At 63.0% G+C, this 17,562-nt stretch carries 20 protein-coding genes; 13 read left to right on the forward strand and 7 right to left on the reverse strand.

Going from position 1 to position 17,562, the window contains the following annotated elements:
* Positions 1-8 precede the first annotated feature (8 nt).
* From purE to DNK34_RS16915, 4 genes are all read left to right on the forward strand, one after another.
* Positions 9-500 (forward strand): 5-(carboxyamino)imidazole ribonucleotide mutase, encoded by a 492-nt coding sequence (purE, locus tag DNK34_RS16900; RefSeq protein ID WP_131176238.1) that lies wholly within the window; start codon positions 9-11, stop codon positions 498-500.
* Positions 500-1,585 (forward strand): 5-(carboxyamino)imidazole ribonucleotide synthase, encoded by a 1,086-nt coding sequence (locus DNK34_RS16905; RefSeq protein WP_131176237.1) that lies wholly within the window; start codon positions 500-502, stop codon positions 1,583-1,585. Before purE ends, DNK34_RS16905 begins: the two co-directional genes overlap by 1 nt.
* 101 nt (positions 1,586-1,686) lie before the next feature.
* Positions 1,687-1,935, forward strand: a complete 249-nt coding sequence (locus DNK34_RS16910) for a GlsB/YeaQ/YmgE family stress response membrane protein (protein ID WP_131176236.1) — start codon at positions 1,687-1,689, stop codon at positions 1,933-1,935.
* Between the two features lie 69 nt (positions 1,936-2,004).
* Positions 2,005-2,538: a DUF3299 domain-containing protein gene (locus tag DNK34_RS16915; RefSeq protein ID WP_131176235.1), complete on the forward strand. Its 534-nt coding sequence runs from the start codon at positions 2,005-2,007 to the stop codon at positions 2,536-2,538.
* 41 nt (positions 2,539-2,579) lie between these two features.
* On the opposite strand, the gene DNK34_RS16920 is transcribed toward DNK34_RS16915, so the two are convergent.
* The 3 genes from DNK34_RS16920 to DNK34_RS16930 all read right to left on the reverse strand — a co-directional run bounded on the left by DNK34_RS16920 (position 2,580) and on the right by DNK34_RS16930 (position 4,765).
* Positions 2,580-3,722 carry a lipase family protein gene (locus DNK34_RS16920; protein WP_131176234.1) on the reverse strand — a complete coding sequence of 381 codons (1,143 nt, stop codon included), beginning with the start codon at positions 3,720-3,722 and terminating at the stop codon, positions 2,580-2,582.
* 18 nt (positions 3,723-3,740) lie between these two features.
* Positions 3,741-4,148, reverse strand: a complete 408-nt coding sequence (locus DNK34_RS16925) for a DUF4198 domain-containing protein (RefSeq protein WP_242675170.1) — start codon at positions 4,146-4,148, stop codon at positions 3,741-3,743.
* A 125-nt stretch (positions 4,149-4,273) separates the two neighbouring features.
* Complete coding sequence (locus DNK34_RS16930; protein ID WP_131176232.1) at positions 4,274-4,765, reverse strand: DUF6795 domain-containing protein; 492 nt, start codon at positions 4,763-4,765, stop codon at positions 4,274-4,276.
* Positions 4,766-5,429: 664 nt separating this feature from the next.
* Between DNK34_RS16930 and DNK34_RS16935 the strand changes: the two genes are divergently transcribed.
* Genes DNK34_RS16935 through DNK34_RS16950 form a run of 4 tightly spaced genes read left to right on the forward strand, consistent with a single transcriptional unit; the run spans position 5,430 to position 7,929 of the window.
* Positions 5,430-5,864, forward strand: a complete 435-nt coding sequence (locus DNK34_RS16935; RefSeq protein ID WP_131176276.1) for a DcrB-related protein — start codon at positions 5,430-5,432, stop codon at positions 5,862-5,864.
* Between the two features lie 58 nt (positions 5,865-5,922).
* The gene (locus DNK34_RS16940) at positions 5,923-7,287 is read left to right on the forward strand and encodes a PAAR domain-containing protein (RefSeq protein ID WP_131176231.1); all 1,365 of its coding nucleotides are present in this window, start codon (positions 5,923-5,925) and stop codon (positions 7,285-7,287) included.
* The gene (locus DNK34_RS16945; RefSeq protein WP_131176230.1) at positions 7,277-7,510 is read left to right on the forward strand and encodes a hypothetical protein; all 234 of its coding nucleotides are present in this window, start codon (positions 7,277-7,279) and stop codon (positions 7,508-7,510) included. Before DNK34_RS16940 ends, DNK34_RS16945 begins: the two co-directional genes overlap by 11 nt.
* Entirely contained in the window at positions 7,507-7,929 is a 423-nt protein-coding gene (locus tag DNK34_RS16950; RefSeq protein WP_131176229.1) for a GTP pyrophosphokinase, read from the forward strand. The genes DNK34_RS16945 and DNK34_RS16950 overlap by 4 nt, the downstream gene beginning before the upstream one ends.
* Before the next feature lie 97 nt (positions 7,930-8,026).
* Here the strand turns inward: DNK34_RS16950 and DNK34_RS16955 are convergent, their stop codons facing one another.
* Positions 8,027-9,967 carry a type VI secretion system Vgr family protein gene (locus tag DNK34_RS16955; protein WP_131176228.1) on the reverse strand — a complete coding sequence of 647 codons (1,941 nt, stop codon included), beginning with the start codon at positions 9,965-9,967 and terminating at the stop codon, positions 8,027-8,029.
* A 219-nt stretch (positions 9,968-10,186) separates the two neighbouring features.
* Between DNK34_RS16955 and DNK34_RS16960 the strand changes: the two genes are divergently transcribed.
* Together DNK34_RS16960 and solA are read left to right on the forward strand one after the other, a co-directional pair.
* Positions 10,187-10,843: an HD domain-containing protein gene (locus DNK34_RS16960; RefSeq protein WP_131176227.1), complete on the forward strand. Its 657-nt coding sequence runs from the start codon at positions 10,187-10,189 to the stop codon at positions 10,841-10,843.
* A gap of 250 nt (positions 10,844-11,093) precedes the next feature.
* The gene (gene solA / locus DNK34_RS16965) at positions 11,094-12,269 is read left to right on the forward strand and encodes an N-methyl-L-tryptophan oxidase (RefSeq protein ID WP_131176226.1); all 1,176 of its coding nucleotides are present in this window, start codon (positions 11,094-11,096) and stop codon (positions 12,267-12,269) included.
* Between the two features lie 82 nt (positions 12,270-12,351).
* On the opposite strand, the gene DNK34_RS16970 is transcribed toward solA, so the two are convergent.
* The 3 genes from DNK34_RS16970 to DNK34_RS16980 are packed head-to-tail and all read right to left on the reverse strand — an operon-like array spanning position 12,352 to position 13,845.
* Positions 12,352-12,843, reverse strand: a complete 492-nt coding sequence (locus tag DNK34_RS16970; RefSeq protein WP_131176225.1) for a GNAT family N-acetyltransferase — start codon at positions 12,841-12,843, stop codon at positions 12,352-12,354.
* A 16-nt stretch (positions 12,844-12,859) separates the two neighbouring features.
* Positions 12,860-13,306 (reverse strand): hypothetical protein, encoded by a 447-nt coding sequence (locus tag DNK34_RS16975; protein WP_131176224.1) that lies wholly within the window; start codon positions 13,304-13,306, stop codon positions 12,860-12,862.
* Positions 13,303-13,845: a gamma carbonic anhydrase family protein gene (locus DNK34_RS16980; protein WP_131176223.1), complete on the reverse strand. Its 543-nt coding sequence runs from the start codon at positions 13,843-13,845 to the stop codon at positions 13,303-13,305. The genes DNK34_RS16975 and DNK34_RS16980 overlap by 4 nt, the downstream gene beginning before the upstream one ends.
* A gap of 242 nt (positions 13,846-14,087) precedes the next feature.
* On the opposite strand from DNK34_RS16980, the gene prlC reads away from it, so the two are divergent.
* The 3 genes from prlC to DNK34_RS16995 all read left to right on the forward strand — a co-directional run bounded on the left by prlC (position 14,088) and on the right by DNK34_RS16995 (position 17,548).
* Positions 14,088-16,136, forward strand: a complete 2,049-nt coding sequence (gene prlC, locus DNK34_RS16985) for an oligopeptidase A (protein ID WP_131176222.1) — start codon at positions 14,088-14,090, stop codon at positions 16,134-16,136.
* Positions 16,133-16,408, forward strand: a complete 276-nt coding sequence (locus DNK34_RS16990; RefSeq protein WP_131176221.1) for a YheV family putative zinc ribbon protein — start codon at positions 16,133-16,135, stop codon at positions 16,406-16,408. Before prlC ends, DNK34_RS16990 begins: the two co-directional genes overlap by 4 nt.
* Before the next feature lie 66 nt (positions 16,409-16,474).
* Complete coding sequence (locus DNK34_RS16995) at positions 16,475-17,548, forward strand: hypothetical protein (RefSeq protein ID WP_131176220.1); 1,074 nt, start codon at positions 16,475-16,477, stop codon at positions 17,546-17,548.
* Positions 17,549-17,562 lie beyond the last annotated feature (14 nt).

Raw genomic sequence — 17,562 nt, forward strand, 5'->3', positions numbered from 1 at the left:
GTAAGGCGATGAGTGCATTGGTAGGCGTGATCATGGGCTCCAAGTCCGACTGGAGTACGCTCAGTCACACGGTGGAAATGCTCGACAGGCTGAGCATCCCCCACGAGGTCAAGGTGGTTTCCGCCCACCGTACCCCCGATCTGCTCTTCCAGTACGCCGCAGAGGCCGAAGGCCGCGGTATCCAGGTGATCATCGCCGGTGCCGGCGGCGCCGCGCACCTGCCGGGCATGTGCGCAGCCAAGACCCACCTGCCGGTGCTCGGCGTGCCGGTGCAGTCGTCGATGCTCTCCGGCGTCGACTCGCTGCTGTCCATCGTGCAGATGCCCGCCGGCGTGCCGGTCGCCACCCTGGCCATCGGCAAGGCCGGCGCCATCAACGCGGCATTGCTGGCGGCGAGTATCCTCGGCCACCAGCACCCGCAGTACCATGCCGCGCTCAAGCAGTTCCGCGACGAGCAGACCCGGACCGTGCTGGACAACCCGGATCCGAGGGCGCAGTGATGAAGATCGGGGTGATCGGTGGGGGCCAGCTCGGCCGCATGCTGGCACTGGCGGGAACGCCGCTGGGCATGAACTTCGCGTTTCTCGACCCGGCGCCGGACGCCTGTGCGCAAGCCCTGGGCGAGCACATCCGCGCCGACTACGGCGATCAGGATCACCTGCGTCAGCTGGCCGACGAAGTCGACCTGGTGACCTTCGAGTTCGAAAGCGTACCGGCTGAAACCGTGGCCTTCCTCTCCCGGTTCGTGCCGGTGTATCCAGGCGCCGAATCGCTGCGCATCGCCCGCGATCGCTGGTTCGAGAAGTCGATGTTCCGTGAGCTGGGTATCCCCACGCCGGAATTCGCCGACATCCAGTCCCAGGCCGATCTCGATACCGCCGTGGCCGACATCGGTCTGCCGGCGGTGCTGAAGACCCGCACCCTGGGTTATGACGGCAAGGGCCAGAAGGTGCTGCGCAAGGCCGAGGACGTAGTCGGCGCCTTCGCCGAACTGGGCAGCGTACCCTGCATCCTCGAAGGCTTCGTGCCCTTCACCGGCGAAGTGTCGCTGGTGGCCGTGCGCGGCCGCGACGGCGAAACGCGCTGCTACCCGCTGGTGCACAACACCCACGACAGCGGCATCCTCGAGCTGTCCATCGCCAGCACCGCCCACCCGCTGCAGGCGCTGGCCGAAGACTACGCCGGGCGGGTGCTGAGCAAACTCGATTACGTCGGCGTGCTGGCTTTCGAGTTCTTCGAGGTCGACGGCGGTCTGAAGGCCAACGAGATCGCCCCGCGGGTGCACAACTCCGGGCACTGGACCATCGAAGGCGCCGAGTGCAGCCAGTTCGAGAACCACCTGCGGGCCATCGCCGGCCTGCCGCTGGGCTCGACCGCCAAGGTCGGCGAAAGCGCCATGCTCAACTTCATCGGTGCGGTGCCGGCCGTGGACAAGGTGGTGGCCATCGAGGACTGCCACCTGCACCACTACGGCAAGGCCTTCAAGGCCGGGCGCAAGGTTGGTCATGCCACCCTGCGTTGCGCCGACCACGCCACCCTGGAGCGTCGCATCGCCGCCGTACGGGCATTGATCGACGCCGTCTGATCCGGGCTGTGGCGGACACGTGAGTTGAACCTCTCCCGCGCTGCTCTCGTCAGATGGAGGACGCCGCATCGATGCGGCGTTTCATTCATCCGGAGGACATCATGGGTATTATCGGCACTATTCTCATCGGCCTGATCGTGGGGCTGATCGCCCGTTTTCTCAAGCCAGGCAATGACAGCATGGGCTGGATCATGACCATCCTGCTGGGTATCGGCGGTTCCATCGCCGCGACCTACGGCGGTCAGGCACTGGGTATCTACCAGGCGGGTGAAGGTGCGGGTTTCATTGGCGCGGTGGTCGGTGCGATCATTCTGCTGGTGATCTATGGTCTGATCACCAAAAAGAGCTGACACCGGCAGCCGGACGCATCGACGCCTGGCCGCCTCCCGCTGGCGTTGCACCTACTGCGAGTCCCGTCGATGCGTTACTGCTTGTTGTCCCTGCTGTTGCTCTGTGGCCTCGCCCACGCCGAGCTGCCCGAAACCGACTGGCTGGAGCTGATGCCCGAAGAGGATCAGCGGGCGCTGGAGCAAATGCCGGAGATCGTCCACGACAGCCCCGAAGTGGCTGGCAGCTTCGACAGCAAAGGCGGTCTCAAGCAGCAGGACAAGGACCTGCCGGCGGTGATGTATTCGGCGAAGACGGTGCCGGGCCTGGACGGCAAGCAGATTCGTCTGGGCGGCTACCCGGTGCCACTGGAAACCGACAACGCCGGACGCAGCACACTGTTCTTCCTGGTGCCGTACCCCGGCGCCTGCATCCACGTACCGCCACCGCCCCCCAACCAACTGGTGCTGGTGCGCTATCCCCAGGGCATCGCCCTGCCCGATATCTACGAGCCGCTATGGGTCAGCGGTACGCTGAAGATCGAACCGGTCAGCAACGATCTGGCCGATGCGGCTTATGCGCTCGACGCCAGCAGTGCGCGGATGGTCGAGGAAAGCGATCTCTGATCAAACCGCGGCGCTGTGCGGGCGCCGCGGTTTTGCTTGCCTTAGGCGCGGAAGACCAGTTGCATCGCCTGACGAGCCATATTGACCACCGTCCTGGCCAGCAGGTCGAGCACCCAGCGCAGGAACGCCGTCGTGATATCCGCCGTCGAGGGTACGGCACGCCCCAGAAAATTGAAGATCTTGGCAATCAGGTTGCGTAGCGAATCGCTGATGTCCTTACAGATCTGCGCACCCTGTACCAGGATGCCGGCGATCTGGTCCAGGATCGTCATGCCGGCGGTAATGACGCTGCCTATCACCACATTGGCGGCCTTTTTCAACAGATACTGCATGGCTCTGGAAATCATCCACAACGTAGTGGCGGAATGCATCGTACCGCCGTAGCTGGCACTTTCCAGCCAGATATCGATATCGCGCGCGAGCGGCGGCTCCGGGTTACGGTACAGGCCGGCCCAGGCCGAGTCGCCGATGGACGCCATGTAGTTATCCATCTTGTGAGCGGCGAAAGCGAACGAGCCACCATTCCAGGGCAGCATGCAGACATTTCCTTCAATCGGTACGTGATTGAAGGGAAAGATCGGCACCATGCTCACCGGATCTGCGTTGTGGTAGACCCGGTGAATATTGTTGCTGCCCAGCTTGCCAGTGAGGTGGCGGGCGAAACCGGATACACCGGCTCGCGGTGAGCCAAAGGTATAGAGTTTGACGCCCGCCACACCCAGTTCGCTCAGGTGGTCGGCTGCTAGCGTGGCTAAGGCACCGCCAAGGCTATGGCCCACACAATGCACGGTACTGGGATTGCGCCCGCGCATGAACGTATCGATATCGGCACGCAGCGATTTGAATGTTTCGTTGAAGCCTGCGTGGACAGACCACGTGCTTGGCCCCCGTTGCAAACCGGCATTTGCATCAGTCGCCCAGTCTGCTGCGATATCGGTACCGCGAAAGGCCAGTAATATTTCGCCTTGCCGTCCGCCGATGCCATTAGCCGCGTAAGCAAACCCTGTCCGTGTCCTGAAGATTGCTCCGCTGGTACCGTCTGATTTCTGACCACCTTTGAAATCGAACAAATCACCCAGCCCACTGATGCTGGCTGATTGATAGACTTCGTTCATGCTTTCCGTCTGAACGAGATAGACATTCTTCGCAATGCTTGCGCTTTGTTTGGGTGTTAGAGGGTTCATCCAGATTCCCTTTTCTAATTACTCAGCTGCGGTGCAAATACCATAGCTTTCGATATCCGGGTGTGGGCCGGGCTCGTCTGTCAGTTCGCATTTTAGGCGGATCGGGCGACCTTTCAGCTCGCCAAGATCTTCATAGTTATGCTTGGCATGAAACCAACCTTGGTACTCTTTGCCTTCATGCCGTATCCGTAGATATTGGACAATGACAGGCTCGTGTGGCAGCAAGCCTGCGCTGATTGACTTTCCCGTAATGGTAGGAAAGCTGAACCGGCCCTGTTCATCGGTCGTGGTCGTTGAGGATTTTTTCTCTTTTTTCCAATGCCAGTTATATTCCTGTTCTACCTCGGCACCCTGCACAGGCTTGCCATTCAGAAAGACAGTGCCCTTTACTTCGGAGAACAAATAATAGGTTTTCGAGAAGGCCATTGCGTTTCCCTGTATGCATAGTGTTACTAGTATTAATGCGAGTTGTGATAGGCGGCGATACACGTTCGAACCCCTTAACGTTGTGGTCGAGTAAGCCGTTGTGTGGAGCCCTGTGTGGTGGTTAATCATCCTGCCTTTCCATCGTGCTGTAACAAACAAATGCCGAACGTTTCTGTTTCGGCTTGAGCGACGGGCTCGGCGTTAAGTTCGCAGTTGAATGTCAGTGCCCTGCCTTTCACTTCGCCAAGGTTGTCGTAATTGTGCTTGGAGAACACCCAGCCCTTGTGCTCCTTGCCTTGATAGCGCAGGGTGATTCGCTGGCCGATGGCTGGCTCATGGGGTATCAGGCCGGCAGTCAATGACTTGCCGGTGACTGCTGGGAAGTGGAAGCGCCCATTCGCACCGGTTTTTGTGCTGCTCTTGCGATGCTCGTTTTTCCAGTGCCAGTGATATTCCTGTCCGACCTCGACGCCCTCGACAGGCTGTCCATCAAGCAGCACCGTGCCCTCTACTTCGGAAAACAGATACAGCGTTTGGGTGAATGCCATGGCCTGTCCCTGTAGCAGTAGTCCCAGCAACACCAGCATCCAGCAGGTTGCGTTGCGGTTAGCGATCATACAGGCTGCGGCCCTGGGCAGACTGTCGTGGGTATGACTGCCGCGACATGGCCGAAGCGCGATGCGGCAATGGAGTATAGCGAGGGGCGCAGTGGGGATTGTTTGAGCATGTTCGCACTATCCTTGTGTCGTCGATCTTCCTGGATGGTCAACTGTCCAGCAACCGTGCCTGTCTGCGTGTCGGCGCGTTCGTTGGAAACAGCGCGCTGGTCAGTTGGGCGCGCACCAGCAGACAGCCGCACAGCCAGGCATTGCTGCTCGCTGAACGGCTGTCACCAGTGTTCGACCTGGTGCGGTCCGGCCAGGTCAGGTCGCTATCCGGATCCCTGTCCGCAATTGGGGGCATTTGGATCGTCGTTGGGGCTGCTGTCGTAGTCGGGATAGACGCTCGATTCCAGATCGAGTTCCGCGAGGCTGGCAGCTTCAGAAAGCTCCTTTGTTCAGATTGACTCTGGCGCATGGGCGATCTCCTGACGTGTAAAAGTCGGGCCGTCAGAGAAACCGCTCGCGCGTCTCTGTCGGAATAGCGCGTTTCATGCCGAAAAAGCGAGACGGAAGGCAAGGATTGGCCAATAGTGCGCTCTCAATCCTTGATTGTTGCCCGGCATTGCCCGAAGATTTTCAGCGCACCGCTTTACTCATCGGATGGAGAGCGATCAATACCGTGACTCAATACCGCCTTCAAGAAGCCGACCTCGACATTCCCGATTCCTGGCATGACCAGAGCATCAACATCTTCAAGCTGCCCGCCACCAACGGTGCCAGGGAAGCCAGTTTCGTCATCAGTCGAGATCCCAGCCAGGGCGACGTGCCCTTTGCCGACTACGTGACGCGGCAATTGGAGAGCGCCGAAAAGCAACTGCCGGGCTTCCGTCTGGTGAAACGCTGGGACATCGTCCTGCATGGCCATGCGGCTACCCTGCTCGACTACACTTGGCGGCGCGAAGGTCAGGATCTGATGTTGCGGCAGGTGTTCGTCGAGCGTAAACCGGCGGTATTGATCACCACCCTGACCACGACGCCGGAGGATCTCGTCCATCACGAGCCCGCCTGGAAGATGGTCATGCAGACACTCAAACCACTCCCGTCCGTCGCCTAGCGTTGTGAGCGCCTTAACGCAAGGTGGCGCGCACCTTCAAGGATCGTAGAGACGCGCAATGGATGTCCAGGCAGCAGCACGGCTAGGCGACGAGATCGCCCATGGTTTCGGCGTGGCGGCCATGGTCGCCGGTGCCGTGGCCGGCGCCCTGATCGGCGCGGCGATCGTCGCCGCCACCGTGGCCACGGGGGGGGTGGCGTTGGCGATCATGGCTGGCTCCATCGCCGCGGGCGGTCTGTCGATGTTCCAGATCGTCAAGGGTCTGAGTACCATCTGCAACTTGCCCGATCCGACCACGGGAGTCCTGATACGGGGCAGTATCAACGTCTACATCAATAGCCGTAATGCAATGCGCGCGGATGTCGACGTATCCACCACTTGCAGTGGTTTTCCCTGCAATCACCCGCCCTGGCCATTCCCGGTGCTGATCGCCGAAGGCAGCGCGACGGTCTTCATCAACGGCAAGCCGGCGGCGCGCCTGCATAGCAAGATGGTCTGCGGCGCGCATATCAAGACCGGTAGCGAGAACACCTTTATCGGCGGGCCGACGCTACGTGTCGCTTTCGTGCTGGATATTGAAGGTTGGCTGTACAACGGCCTGACGGCGCTGGGTATTCTGGCGGCCGGCGGTGCGCTGATTCTCGCAGCCATGGCTGGTACTGCGGCTTTCCTGGGCGCGGTGGCGATAGGCGGATTGGCGATAGGTGGCATGGTCTTGCTGGGCGAGCTCGGCGACCGGCTGGGGCCGGGCTACCGGGATCTGCTTCAGGGCGTGGCGGGAATGGCGCTGCTGGGGTTGGGGCCCAAACTGGTTCCCAAACCTAAATTACAAGGTCCCAAGGGATTCGAAAGGGTCTATTCGAAAGCGCCCGCTGCGAAAAGAGAGATCGACACCATAGCGGACCAAGTGGCTGCTCAATTTGGTGGGCGAGTGGCAAAAGCACCTATTAAGTCCCGGGAGCGGGCCATGCAGAAAGTCATGGATCATTACGATGGCGATGCAAGCCGCATCAAGGATTTGGCGCGCAATACGATCATCGTCGAGTCCGACCAGATTGGTGCGGTAACCGCTGAACTGAGCAGGCGTGGTGCCAACGTGAAGATCATCGATGGGGCAAGCGATCCTTTGGGATATAGCGGGGTGAACACTACGGTACAGACACGTGCGGGTATTCCAGCCGAAATCCAGGTCAATTCGCCGGAGATGATCTATGCGAAGGAACCGGAGGCTCTGGCAAGAGTGCTGCTCGGTGGTGATGATGCTTATAATGCCGTGGCTGCCGGTGCAGAAGTTCCTGGTGGTCTAGGCCACAAATACTATGAGCAATGGCGTGTGCTCGATAGCAAAAGCGTCGAAGCCAAGTCTATTGCAGAGCAGAGCCGAGCGTACTATGACGCGGTAAGGAGCGGCGGTGGGAATTAACAAGGGCGAAGCATTCGCCGCTCGCGATATCTATATCGACTATGACTTCGAGGAAGTCACTTACCGTTGGGATCATCGCGAGCAGAAGATATACGTGAAATTCTACGGCGATCAGGAACTGACGGACCCCGTTGCTCATGACAACCGCCTATACAACGAGGCTTTGCGTTTCGGCCGCGAAATTACCCGTGAACAGTACGAGCAAGGTTTCGTTCGTCGATGACTGTCCTTGATGCCGCGATTGCCCTCGCTTGCCGCGTGCATGCCGGCCAGGTGGACAAATCGGGCAAGCCCTACATCCTGCATCCGTTGCGCCTGATGCTGAAGTTCGATGATCTGGAGGGCCAGCTCGTCAGCGTTCTTCACGATGTCGTCGAGGATGGCGACGTAACGCTCGATGAATTACGTCTGCTAGGCATATCCGAGGCCGCGGTGATGGCGATTGACTGCCTGTCGAAGCGTCCCGGTGAGCCCTATGAGCGTTTCATCGAGCGGATTCGCCCGAACGATCTGGCGAGAAGGGTGAAGGTCGAGGACATACGGGACAACCTGGATCTGACCAGGCTCAGGTCGCTGCAGGAGAAGGACCTCGTGCGGGCCGCGAAGTACCACAAGGCGCTACGATACCTGCTCGAAGGGTGAGCGGATAAGCTCAGGACCAGGAAGACGAACCTTGTGGAAACTCGGCCGATGAGGGGCGCTATCGGTAAATCCCACTGTCTGCTCCGAGGCGTGTTGATCAGTTCGGTGCGGGAGGCGGGAAGATCGCGTCCACCTCGGCATCGATGGTGCCCTTGTCGCCCTGGCCCTTGGTGTCCACTTCGGTGGCGCCGCCGGAGTTGAGGTCCAGGCGTCCACCCGTGTCGATGTTGCCGTCGCCGCTGGCATAGAGGTTGAAGGCCGTACCGGAAATGTTGATTTCTCCGCTGGCGTTGAACTCCAGTACGCTCTTGCCGCACACCAGCCGAATCTGCGTGCCGGCCTCGATCACGAACTGGGTGCTCACGCTGTCCACCCTGCCGCCGCCAACCAGGGTCTTGTCGTTGGCCTTTACCGCGCGCAGACGATCCTCGCCGATGGTCGCCACCTCGTTGCGGCCGATGGATTTGTTGCGGTTGTGGCCCACCGAGTGGGATTCGTCGTTTTCCACGACGATGTCCTGGTTGCGCTCGGCGTGGATGTACAACTGCTCGGCGCCCTTCTTGTCCTCCATGCGGATCTCGTTGAAGTTGGCCGGCGTGCCGCCCTTGCTGGAGCGGCTCTTGATGCCGCTCTGGGTGGCGTTGACCGGCAGGTCGTAGGGCACGGTCTGTTCGGCGTTGTAGACGCGGCCGGTGATGATCGGCCGGTCGGGATCGCCCTCGAGGAAGCTGACGATGACTTCCTGGCCGATGCGCGGAATCTGGATCGAGCCCCAGTTCTTGCCGGCCCAGTTCTGCGACACGCGGATCCAGCAGGAGCTGTTCTCGTTGGACTGGTCGTGGCGATCCCAGTAGAAGTGCACCTTGACCCGGCCGTACTGATCGGTCCAGATCTCCTCGCCCTGGGGACCGACCACCATGGCGGTCTGCGGGCCTCGGACGATGGGTTGCGCGGTCAGCGGCAGAGGGCGGAACACCTGGCTGGCGTCGATGCAGGTCAGGGCGCTGTCGAACTGGAAGGCGCTGCTGTCCGTTCCGCTTTCGTAGCGCTCCTGGGTGACGTTGTAGTGCGCGCCGACGATCAGGTACTCGCGGTTCTGGTCCTCGCGCGGATAGCCGGTCATGCTGAACAGGTGGCCGCTGCCCAGCCCGCGGGCGTTGCCCTGCAGCTGGATCTGCTCGTACTGGGCGTGGATCGCCTCGAGGCGGTTGCGTGCGTACTGCTCGCCATCCTTGCTCTGCACGTACTCGCCCGGGTAGTCGTACAGCGGGTACTCGGCGTTGCTGTGGTTGCGCGGAATGTTCGAGCGCACTTCCAGGCGCGCGCTGGGGCGCTGGAAGTCGTAGTCGTTGAGTTCCAGCGAACCGGGCTGGATTTCCTGGGCCATGTGCCAGTCGTGGATATGGTCGCGCTCGCGTATCTGGTCGTCGCGTGGATAGAAGGGCACGCTGGCGTAGCCGGGCACGGTGCGGTGGGCGCCGTAGGCATCGCACAGCACCAGTACGTGGCGCTCCTGCTCGTGGCGGAAGTAGTAGTAGATGCCTTCCTGCTCGAGCAGCCGGCTGACGAAGTCGAAGCTGGTCTCGCGGTACTGCACGCAGTATTCCCACTCGCGGTACGAGCGCGAGAGGGCGTCCTCGAAATCGGAGAAGCCGAGATCGCGAAACACCTGCTTGACGATCTCGGGCACGGTCTTGTTCTGGAAGATGCGGCAGTCGGAGGTGCGCGAGAGCAGCCACAACCAGGGCTTGAGGCTGACCTGGTAGCTGGCGAACTGGCCGCTGCCGGCGGTCTGGCTGCAGCGGGCGACGATGCCATGGAAGTAGCGATCGCTGCCGTTGGGCAGTTGCACGGCCAGGCCCATGGGCTTGCCGAGCAGGCTGTCGAGCTTGAGCGAGGGGTTCTCCGAGACCAGGCTCAATTCGTACTGGAAGATCCGGCCGAGGGCTTCGACACCGGTCAGCCGCTCCAGTACCAGAGCGTTCTCGCCCAATGGACTGTTGACCTTGGCCAGGCGCGACTGTTGTGTGATTGCCATTTCCCATCCTCTGGCGCGATGACGACGTAGGCCGAATGTAACCGAGCTCGCGATTATCTGCTGAGACGCCGTTCGGAATGTGCGCTCAATCGGCCTGTCCTGTTGACGCCCGGCGCTGGTTGCCTTGGCGACGGGATTAAGGTGTAGCAAGCCGGGGGCGGTTGTCCAGTCAGGGGCGCTGCGGGTAAGGTGCCGCTTCAGCGAGCCGTCGTATCGAGCATGTCCGTGAATCGCTTCGCCCCTTACCAGCAACTGGCCAGCCACCTGCTGGCCAGCAGTGCGCAGTCCCTCGACGACGGCGCCCATGATCTGTCGCACCTGCAGCGGGTGTGGGCCAATGCCTGCCGGTTGCAGCGTGAGGAGGGCGGCGATCTGCAACTGTTGCTGGTGGCCGTGCTGCTGCACGACTGCGTCGCCGTGGAGAAGGATTCGCCACGGCGCTCCAGTGCTTCGCGGTTGTCCGCCGCCAGGGCCGCCGAGTTGCTCGCCGATCTGCAATGGTCGCGGCCACGCATCGATGCGGTCTGTCATGCCATCGAGGCGCACAGCTTTTCCGCCGCCATCGCACCGACCAGCCTGGAAGCGCGCATCCTGCAGGATGCCGACCGTCTCGATGCCATCGGCCTGATCGGTGTGGCGCGCTGTTTCCATGTCTCCGGGCGTATCGGCAGTGCGCTGTACGACCCCGCCGATATCGATGCCCGGCAGCGGCCGCTGGACGACCAGCGCTACGCCCTGGATCACTTTCACAGCAAGTTGCTGGGCCTGGCCGCCGGTTTCCAGACCGCCACCGGCGCGCGCCTGGCCGCCGAGCGGCATGCGCGCATGGTGGCTTTCCTCGACGGTTTTCGTGAGGAAAGCGGTGCCATGGCCTAATGCTGATCAAATAAGGTTCTTGTAGGAGCCGTCTCCGCCTACGGAAAATCGGCAAACCGCCGCCAGTGTAGGAGCGTCGACCTCGGCGCGATGCGAGGGTGGCCATCGCACAAAACGTGTCACGGCCACCAATCGCCGTGGGGTCGCGGTTCCTACGGGGCCAGGGCAAACCGACGTTTTGCAGGCCAAACGCTTAACTGACTGGCATTAGGCCATGACCCCACTCTCGAATTAGCTGAAGGAAATACGCATGCACTACGACGTCATCGTCATCGGTATGGGCGCCATGGGCGCGGCCACGCTGTACCAGTTGGCCAGGCGTGGCGTGCGGGTGGCCGGGCTGGATCGCCATGCGCCGCCCCACGACCAGGGCTCCAGCCATGGCGATACGCGCATCACCCGCCAGGCCGTGGGGGAGGGCGCGGCCTATGTGCCGCTGGCGCTGAATGCCCAGCGTATCTGGCGGGAGCTGGAGGCGCAGAGCGGCGTGTCGTTGTTCGAGGCCTGCGGCATGCTCATGCTGAGCAGCAGCCAGACGCCGACGCGCGGGCATGGCACGGCGGATTTCGCCGGCGAAACCGCAGCCCTGGCCAAGCGCTTCGGTATCGAACACCGCCTGCTCGACGCCGCGCAGATCCGCCAGCGCTTTCCCCAGTTCGGCGGCTTTGGCGAACAGGCCGTCGGTTATTACGAACCCGGTGCGGGTTACGTGCGACCGGAGCGCTGTATCCAGGTGCAGCTGCAACTGGCCCGGCAACTGGGCGCGACACTCCACCCGGATACGCCGGTCACCGGCATCGAGTCTCTCGGTCAGGGCGTGCGCGTGCGCACCGCCGCGGGCAGCCTGAGCGCCGACCGGGTGATCGTCAGCGCCGGCATGTGGACGGGGCGCCTGCTGGGCGAGCCCTTCGAGCGGCTGCTCAGGGTCTGCCGCCAGCAACTGCTCTGGTTCGAGCTGGACGAGCCCGAGCGCTTCGCCCCCGGCGCGCCCGTGTACATCCTCCTGCATGGCGCCGCCGATACCGACAGCTGCTACGGCTTTCCGCCATTGCCGGGGGAAAACGCCATCAAGATCGCTACCGAACAGTACCTGGACAGCAGCGACCCCGACGACGTCGACCGCAGCGTCAGCCAGGCCGATATCGACGCCTTGTATGACGCGCATGTGGCCGGCCGCCTGTTGGGCGTGTCGAAACGGCTGCTGAAGTCGAAGGTGTGCACCTACACCCTCACCCCGGATTTCGATTTCATCATCGATGCCCATCCCGAGCTGGCCGGGGTCACCGTGGTGTCGGCCTGTTCGGGGCACGGCTTCAAGCATTCGGCCGGAATCGGCGAGGCGCTGGCCATGCATCACTGCAACGAGCCGGGCGCGGTGGATCTGTCGGCCTTTGCCCTGGCGCGTCTGGCCGCCGGGCGTGCGTAGGGCTGCAAGTTAAAAGCGGTTCAGGCGTAACGTCCAGGCTTTTGCTTCTGGCTTGTCGCTTGAAGCTTGCCGCTCGAAGCTTTCAATCGTGCAACTGGCGGTACATCACATGGCAGTCCACCAGACCCAGGGTGCGGTGGCGGTAGGCCTTGGGCAGGGTGCCGACGATGGCGAAGCCGTGTTTCTGCCACAGCGCCACGGCGACCCGGTTGGTGGCCACCACGGAGTTGAACTGCATGGCCAGGAAGCCCAGCTCGCGCCCGACCTGCAACGAGTGCGCGCACAGGGCGCTGGCCACGCCCTTGCCGCGGGCGGCGGGAGCGGTCATGTAGCCGCAGTTGCATACATGGTCGCCGGGGCCGGCGGCATTGGCCTTGATGTAGTAGGTGCCGAGGATCTGCCCGTCCTGCTCGGCGACGAAGGTGGCGCGGGGCAGTTCGACCCAGAGTTTCCAGGCGGTATCGCGATCCATGGCCGGATCGTAGGCATAGGTTTCCTGGGCCTGGACGATGTCACGGATGATCGGCCAGACCTGCTCGAAGTCGACGGCGGTGATGGGGCGGATGGTGATCATGTTTCGCTTCATTCCTCTAGGGCCAGACGCAGGTATTCAGTTCGTCGAGGGCATCGCGGTCTTCCGCGAAATGGTAGGTCTTGCCGCTGCGCAGGTTGAGGTACTGGAAATCGAAGAGTACGGCCCCCTGGTGGTGAAAGCTGTAGCGTCCGCCGATGCGCTCCTCGGCGGGCAGGATTTCCAGCCAGGTGCTGAGGTATTCCCAGGGCCGGCCTTGGTTCTCGCCCTCTTCGTCGTCCAGTATCTCGCTGCTCTTGAATACCAGCGGCAGGCTGTCCGGCTGGCCGGCGTAGCGCACGTAGCCGGTGCGGTGCTGGCCCTGTTCGTCGCTGAGCAGGGCCAGGCTCAGGCGGATCGGCTTGCCGCTGCCCGTCGATTGCAGGCAGCGCACGTCGTCGGCCAGCAGTGGCAGGCTGGCCGCGCCCAGCAGCAAGGCGGCCAGGCCCTGGCGCAGGCAGTTCATCGGTCGAAGCCCTCGGCCAGGTGCTGATCCTTGAGCTTCACGTAGTTGCCGGCGGTGTAGCTGAAGAAGTTGCGCTCCTTGTCGGTCAGCGGCCGGGCCTGTTTCACCGGGCTGCCGACGTACAGGTAGCCGCTCTCCAGTACCTTGCCCGGCGGTACCAGGCTGCCGGCGCCGATGATCACCTCGTCCTGCACCACGGCGCCGTCCATCACCGTACTGCCCATGCCCACCAGGATGCGGCTGCCCAGGGTGCAGCCATGCAGCATGACCTTGTGGCCGATGGTCACCTCGTCGCCGATGATCAGCGGGAAACCGTCCGGGTTGAACGGCCCGGCGTGGGTGATGTGCAGCACACTGCCGTCCTGCACGCTGGTGCGTCTGCCGATGCGGATGCGGTGCATGTCGCCGCGGATCACGGTCAGCGGCCACACCGAGCTGTCTTCGCCGATTTCGACGTCGCCGATGACCACCGCCGAGGCGTCGACGAATACCCGGTCTGCCAGGCTCGGAGTAATGCCCTGGTAAGTACGAATCGCCACGATAGAACCTCTCAGAACCAGCTAAAAGTCTGCTGCGCGTCGGTCCTGCGGCGTTAAAAACAGGCTCGGAATGCTCATTTACAGCAGTAAACTCCGCTTCCTCGCCTGTTTTCGCCTTGCAGGGACCCTAGCTCGCTAGCCTTTAAGCAGGCTCTCAAGCTGCGCGAAGGGTTGATTGTAATTAAGATGACGCCATATCTGCTCAACAAGCCCTTCTATTCATTCCACCACAGGTACCCGACGTGAGTGCGAACAATCCCCTGCTGCAACCCTTCGACCTGCCCCCCTATTCGGCGATCCGCCCCGAGCACGTCGAGCCGGCGGTGGACGCCATTCTCGCCGAAAGCCGCGCAGTCGTTGCCGAGCTGCTGGCCAGCCAGGGCGATGCGCCGCGCTGGGCGTCGCTGATCGACCCGCTCGACGAGCAGGGTTCGAAACTGGGCCGGGCCTGGAGCCCGGTCAGCCACCTGAATGCGGTGTGCAACAACGCCGAGCTGCGTGCCGCCTACGAGGCCTGCCTGCCGAAACTGTCGGAATACTGGACGGAAATGGGCCAGAACCGCGCGCTGTTCCAGGCCTACGAGGCGCTGGCCGCCAGCCCGGAAGCGGCCGGTTTCGACGTGGCGCAGAAGACCATCCTCGAGCACGCCCTGCGTGATTTCCGCCTCTCCGGTATCGACCTGCCGCCTGCACAGCAGAAGCGCTACGGCGAGATCCAGATGAAGCTGTCGGAGCTGGGCAGCCGCTTTTCCAACCAGTTGCTGGACGCCACCCAGGCCTGGACCAAGCAGGTCGAGGACGAAAGCCTGCTCGTCGGCATCACCGATTCGGCCAAGGCGCAGATGCGCCAGGCGGCCGAGGCCAAGGGCCTGGACGGCTGGCTGATCACCCTGGAGTTCCCCAGCTACTACGCGGTGATGACCTACGCCGACAACCGCGCCCTGCGCGAAGAGCTGTATGCCGCCTATTGCACCCGCGCCTCGGATCAGGGCCCGAACGCCGGGCAGAACGACAACGGCCCGGTGATGGCCGAGATTCTCGACCTGCGCCAGGAGCTGGCGCGCCTGCTCGGTTTCGCCAACTATTCCGAGCTGAGCCTGGCCAGCAAGATGGCCGAGTCCACCGAGCAGGTGCTGAGCTTCCTGCGCGACCTGGCGGTGCGCAGCAAGCCGTTCGCCGAACAGGATCTGGCCGAGCTCAAGGCCTTCGCCGCCGAGCAAGGCTGCGGCGACCTGCAGAGCTGGGACGTGGGCTACTACAGCGAAAAGCTGCGCGAGCAGCGCTACAGCATCTCCCAGGAAACCCTGCGCGCCTACTTCCCCATCGACAAGGTGCTCAGTGGCCTGTTCGCCATCGTCGAGAAGCTCTACGGCATCCAGATCAAGGAACTGTCCGGCTTCGACAGCTGGCACCCGGACGTGCGCCTGTTCGAGATCGAGGAGAACGGCCAGCACGTCGGGCGCTTCTTCTTCGACCTCTACGCCCGCGCCAACAAGCGTGGTGGCGCCTGGATGGATGGTGCCCGCGACAAGCGCCGCGCCGCCGGTGGCGAGCTGGTCAGCCCGGTGGCCAACCTGGTGTGCAATTTCACCCCGGCTTCGGCCGGCAAGCCGGCGCTGCTGACCCACGATGAAGTCACCACGCTGTTCCACGAATTCGGCCACGGCCTGCATCACCTGCTGACCCGGGTCGAGCACGTCGGCGTGTCCGGCATCAACGGCGTGGCCTGGGATGCCGTCGAGTTGCCCAGCCAGTTCATGGAAAACTGGTGCTGGGAGCCCGAGGGCCTGGCGCTGATCTCCGGCCACTACGAGACCGGCGAGCCGCTGCCCCAGGATCTGCTCGACAAGATGCTGGCGGCGAAGAACTTCCAGTCCGGGCTGATGATGGTGCGCCAGCTGGAGTTCTCGCTGTTCGACTTCGAACTGCACGCCAGCCATGGCGACGGCCGCAGCGTGCTGGAGGTGCTCGAGGGCATCCGCGACGAGGTCTCGGTGATGCGTCCGCCGGCCTACAACCGTTTCCCCAACAGCTTCGCGCACATCTTCGCCGGTGGGTACGCGGCCGGTTACTACAGTTACAAGTGGGCCGAAGTGCTGTCCGCCGACGCCTTCTCGAAGTTCGAGGAAGAGGGCGTGCTCAACCCGCAGACCGGCCGCGCCTTCCGCGAGGCGATCCTGGCCCGTGGCGGCTCCCAGGCGCCGATGGTGCTGTTCGTCGACTTCCGCGGCCGCGAGCCGAGCATCGATGCCCTGCTGCGCCATCTGGGCCTGAGCGCGGAGGCGGCATGAGCGAGGTCACGCCCAAGCGCTTCATCGCCGGCGCCGTGTGCCCGGCGTGCAGCGAGATGGACAGCATCAAGATGTGGAACGTCGACGGCGTGCCGCACCGCGAGTGCGTGCACTGCGGTTATGCCGACACCCTGGATGAGCGCGGCAACTCGGTGGCCAGGGAACTGCCCACGCGGGTCAACGTCAGCGCCCTGAAACCCAAGGCCGCCGACCCCAAGGTCAAGGCCGTGCAGTTCTTCCCCAACCCGAAACTGAAGAAGGCCGACGACTGATCGACACGGATGGCGTGCCCGGGCCTGCCCGACGCCCGTGGCGATCTGTCCGCACAAGGAGCCTCCATGCGTTATCTGCTATTGCCGCTGCTGGTCGCTGCGCTATCGGCCCAGGCCGAGGTGCGTATCGACGATCTCGAAGCCAGGCGCGGCGACTGGGAAACCTACCGTTTCCCGCTGCTGAGCGGGGACAGCCCCGCCATCGGGCGTATCAACACCTTCCTGCACACGCTCGAGCTGCAGGCGTTGCCGGGCCGCTTCGAGCAGTCGCCGTTCGAGAAGGTCTGGCCGAAGCGAGGCGAGATCTGGGGGGTGAATCTCCTCGACTACCAGGTCGTCGGTCAAGGGCCGGGGTATCTGTCGGTGGCGATCGAGGGTGAATACACCGCGGCGTACACCAGCCGGAGCACACGCAGCTACAACTTCGACCTGGCCAGCGGCCGTCCCATCGCCCTGGCTCAGCTGTTCAGCCGCGACGGGCTGCTGCGTGTGCAACGCGAGGCGCAGGCCCAGCGGGCCAAGCGCATGGAGGACTTCCTCGGACAATTGCCGCCGGCTCAAGCCGGTCACGCCGAAGACATGAGCGAAGACGAGCAGTGGCAGGAGGATCAACGGGAGATGTATCTCCGCTGCCTGGATTCGCGGCGCCATGCCGACCTCGATTACGATCGCGTGCAACTGAGCGGCGACGCCCTGACCCTGATCGCCGAACCCTGCGCCGCCCACGTCGAGCGCGCCCTGGACGACCTGGGCGAGTTTCCCAACCGTTTCAGCTATCGGTCCCTGGGCGACGACCTCAGCCCCTATGGCCGCTGCCTGCTGCTGGAGCGCCGCGGCGATTGCGTGTTGCCCGTGAGCGAGAATGCGCAAGGCGTTTACCGGGGTACGCTGGGGCGTTATCCGATCACCCTGGTGATCGAGCGGCTGTACGCCGATGGCAGCCTGTCCGCCAGCTACTTCTACGACAAATACGCGAAACGCATCGAGCTGGGTGGCAAGTACCGGCAGGCTGTCCATACCCTGCGCGAGGGCGGCGAGTCGCCAGCGCGTTTCGAGCTCGAGCGCCAGGCCGACGGCAGCCTGAAAGGCACATGGCAGCAGGGCGACAAGCCGGTACTGGATGTTCGGCTGACCCCGTGATGGTGGCCGACAAG

This window comes from Phytopseudomonas dryadis (assembly GCF_004327355.1).
Lineage (GTDB): Bacteria > Pseudomonadota > Gammaproteobacteria > Pseudomonadales > Pseudomonadaceae > Aquipseudomonas > Aquipseudomonas dryadis.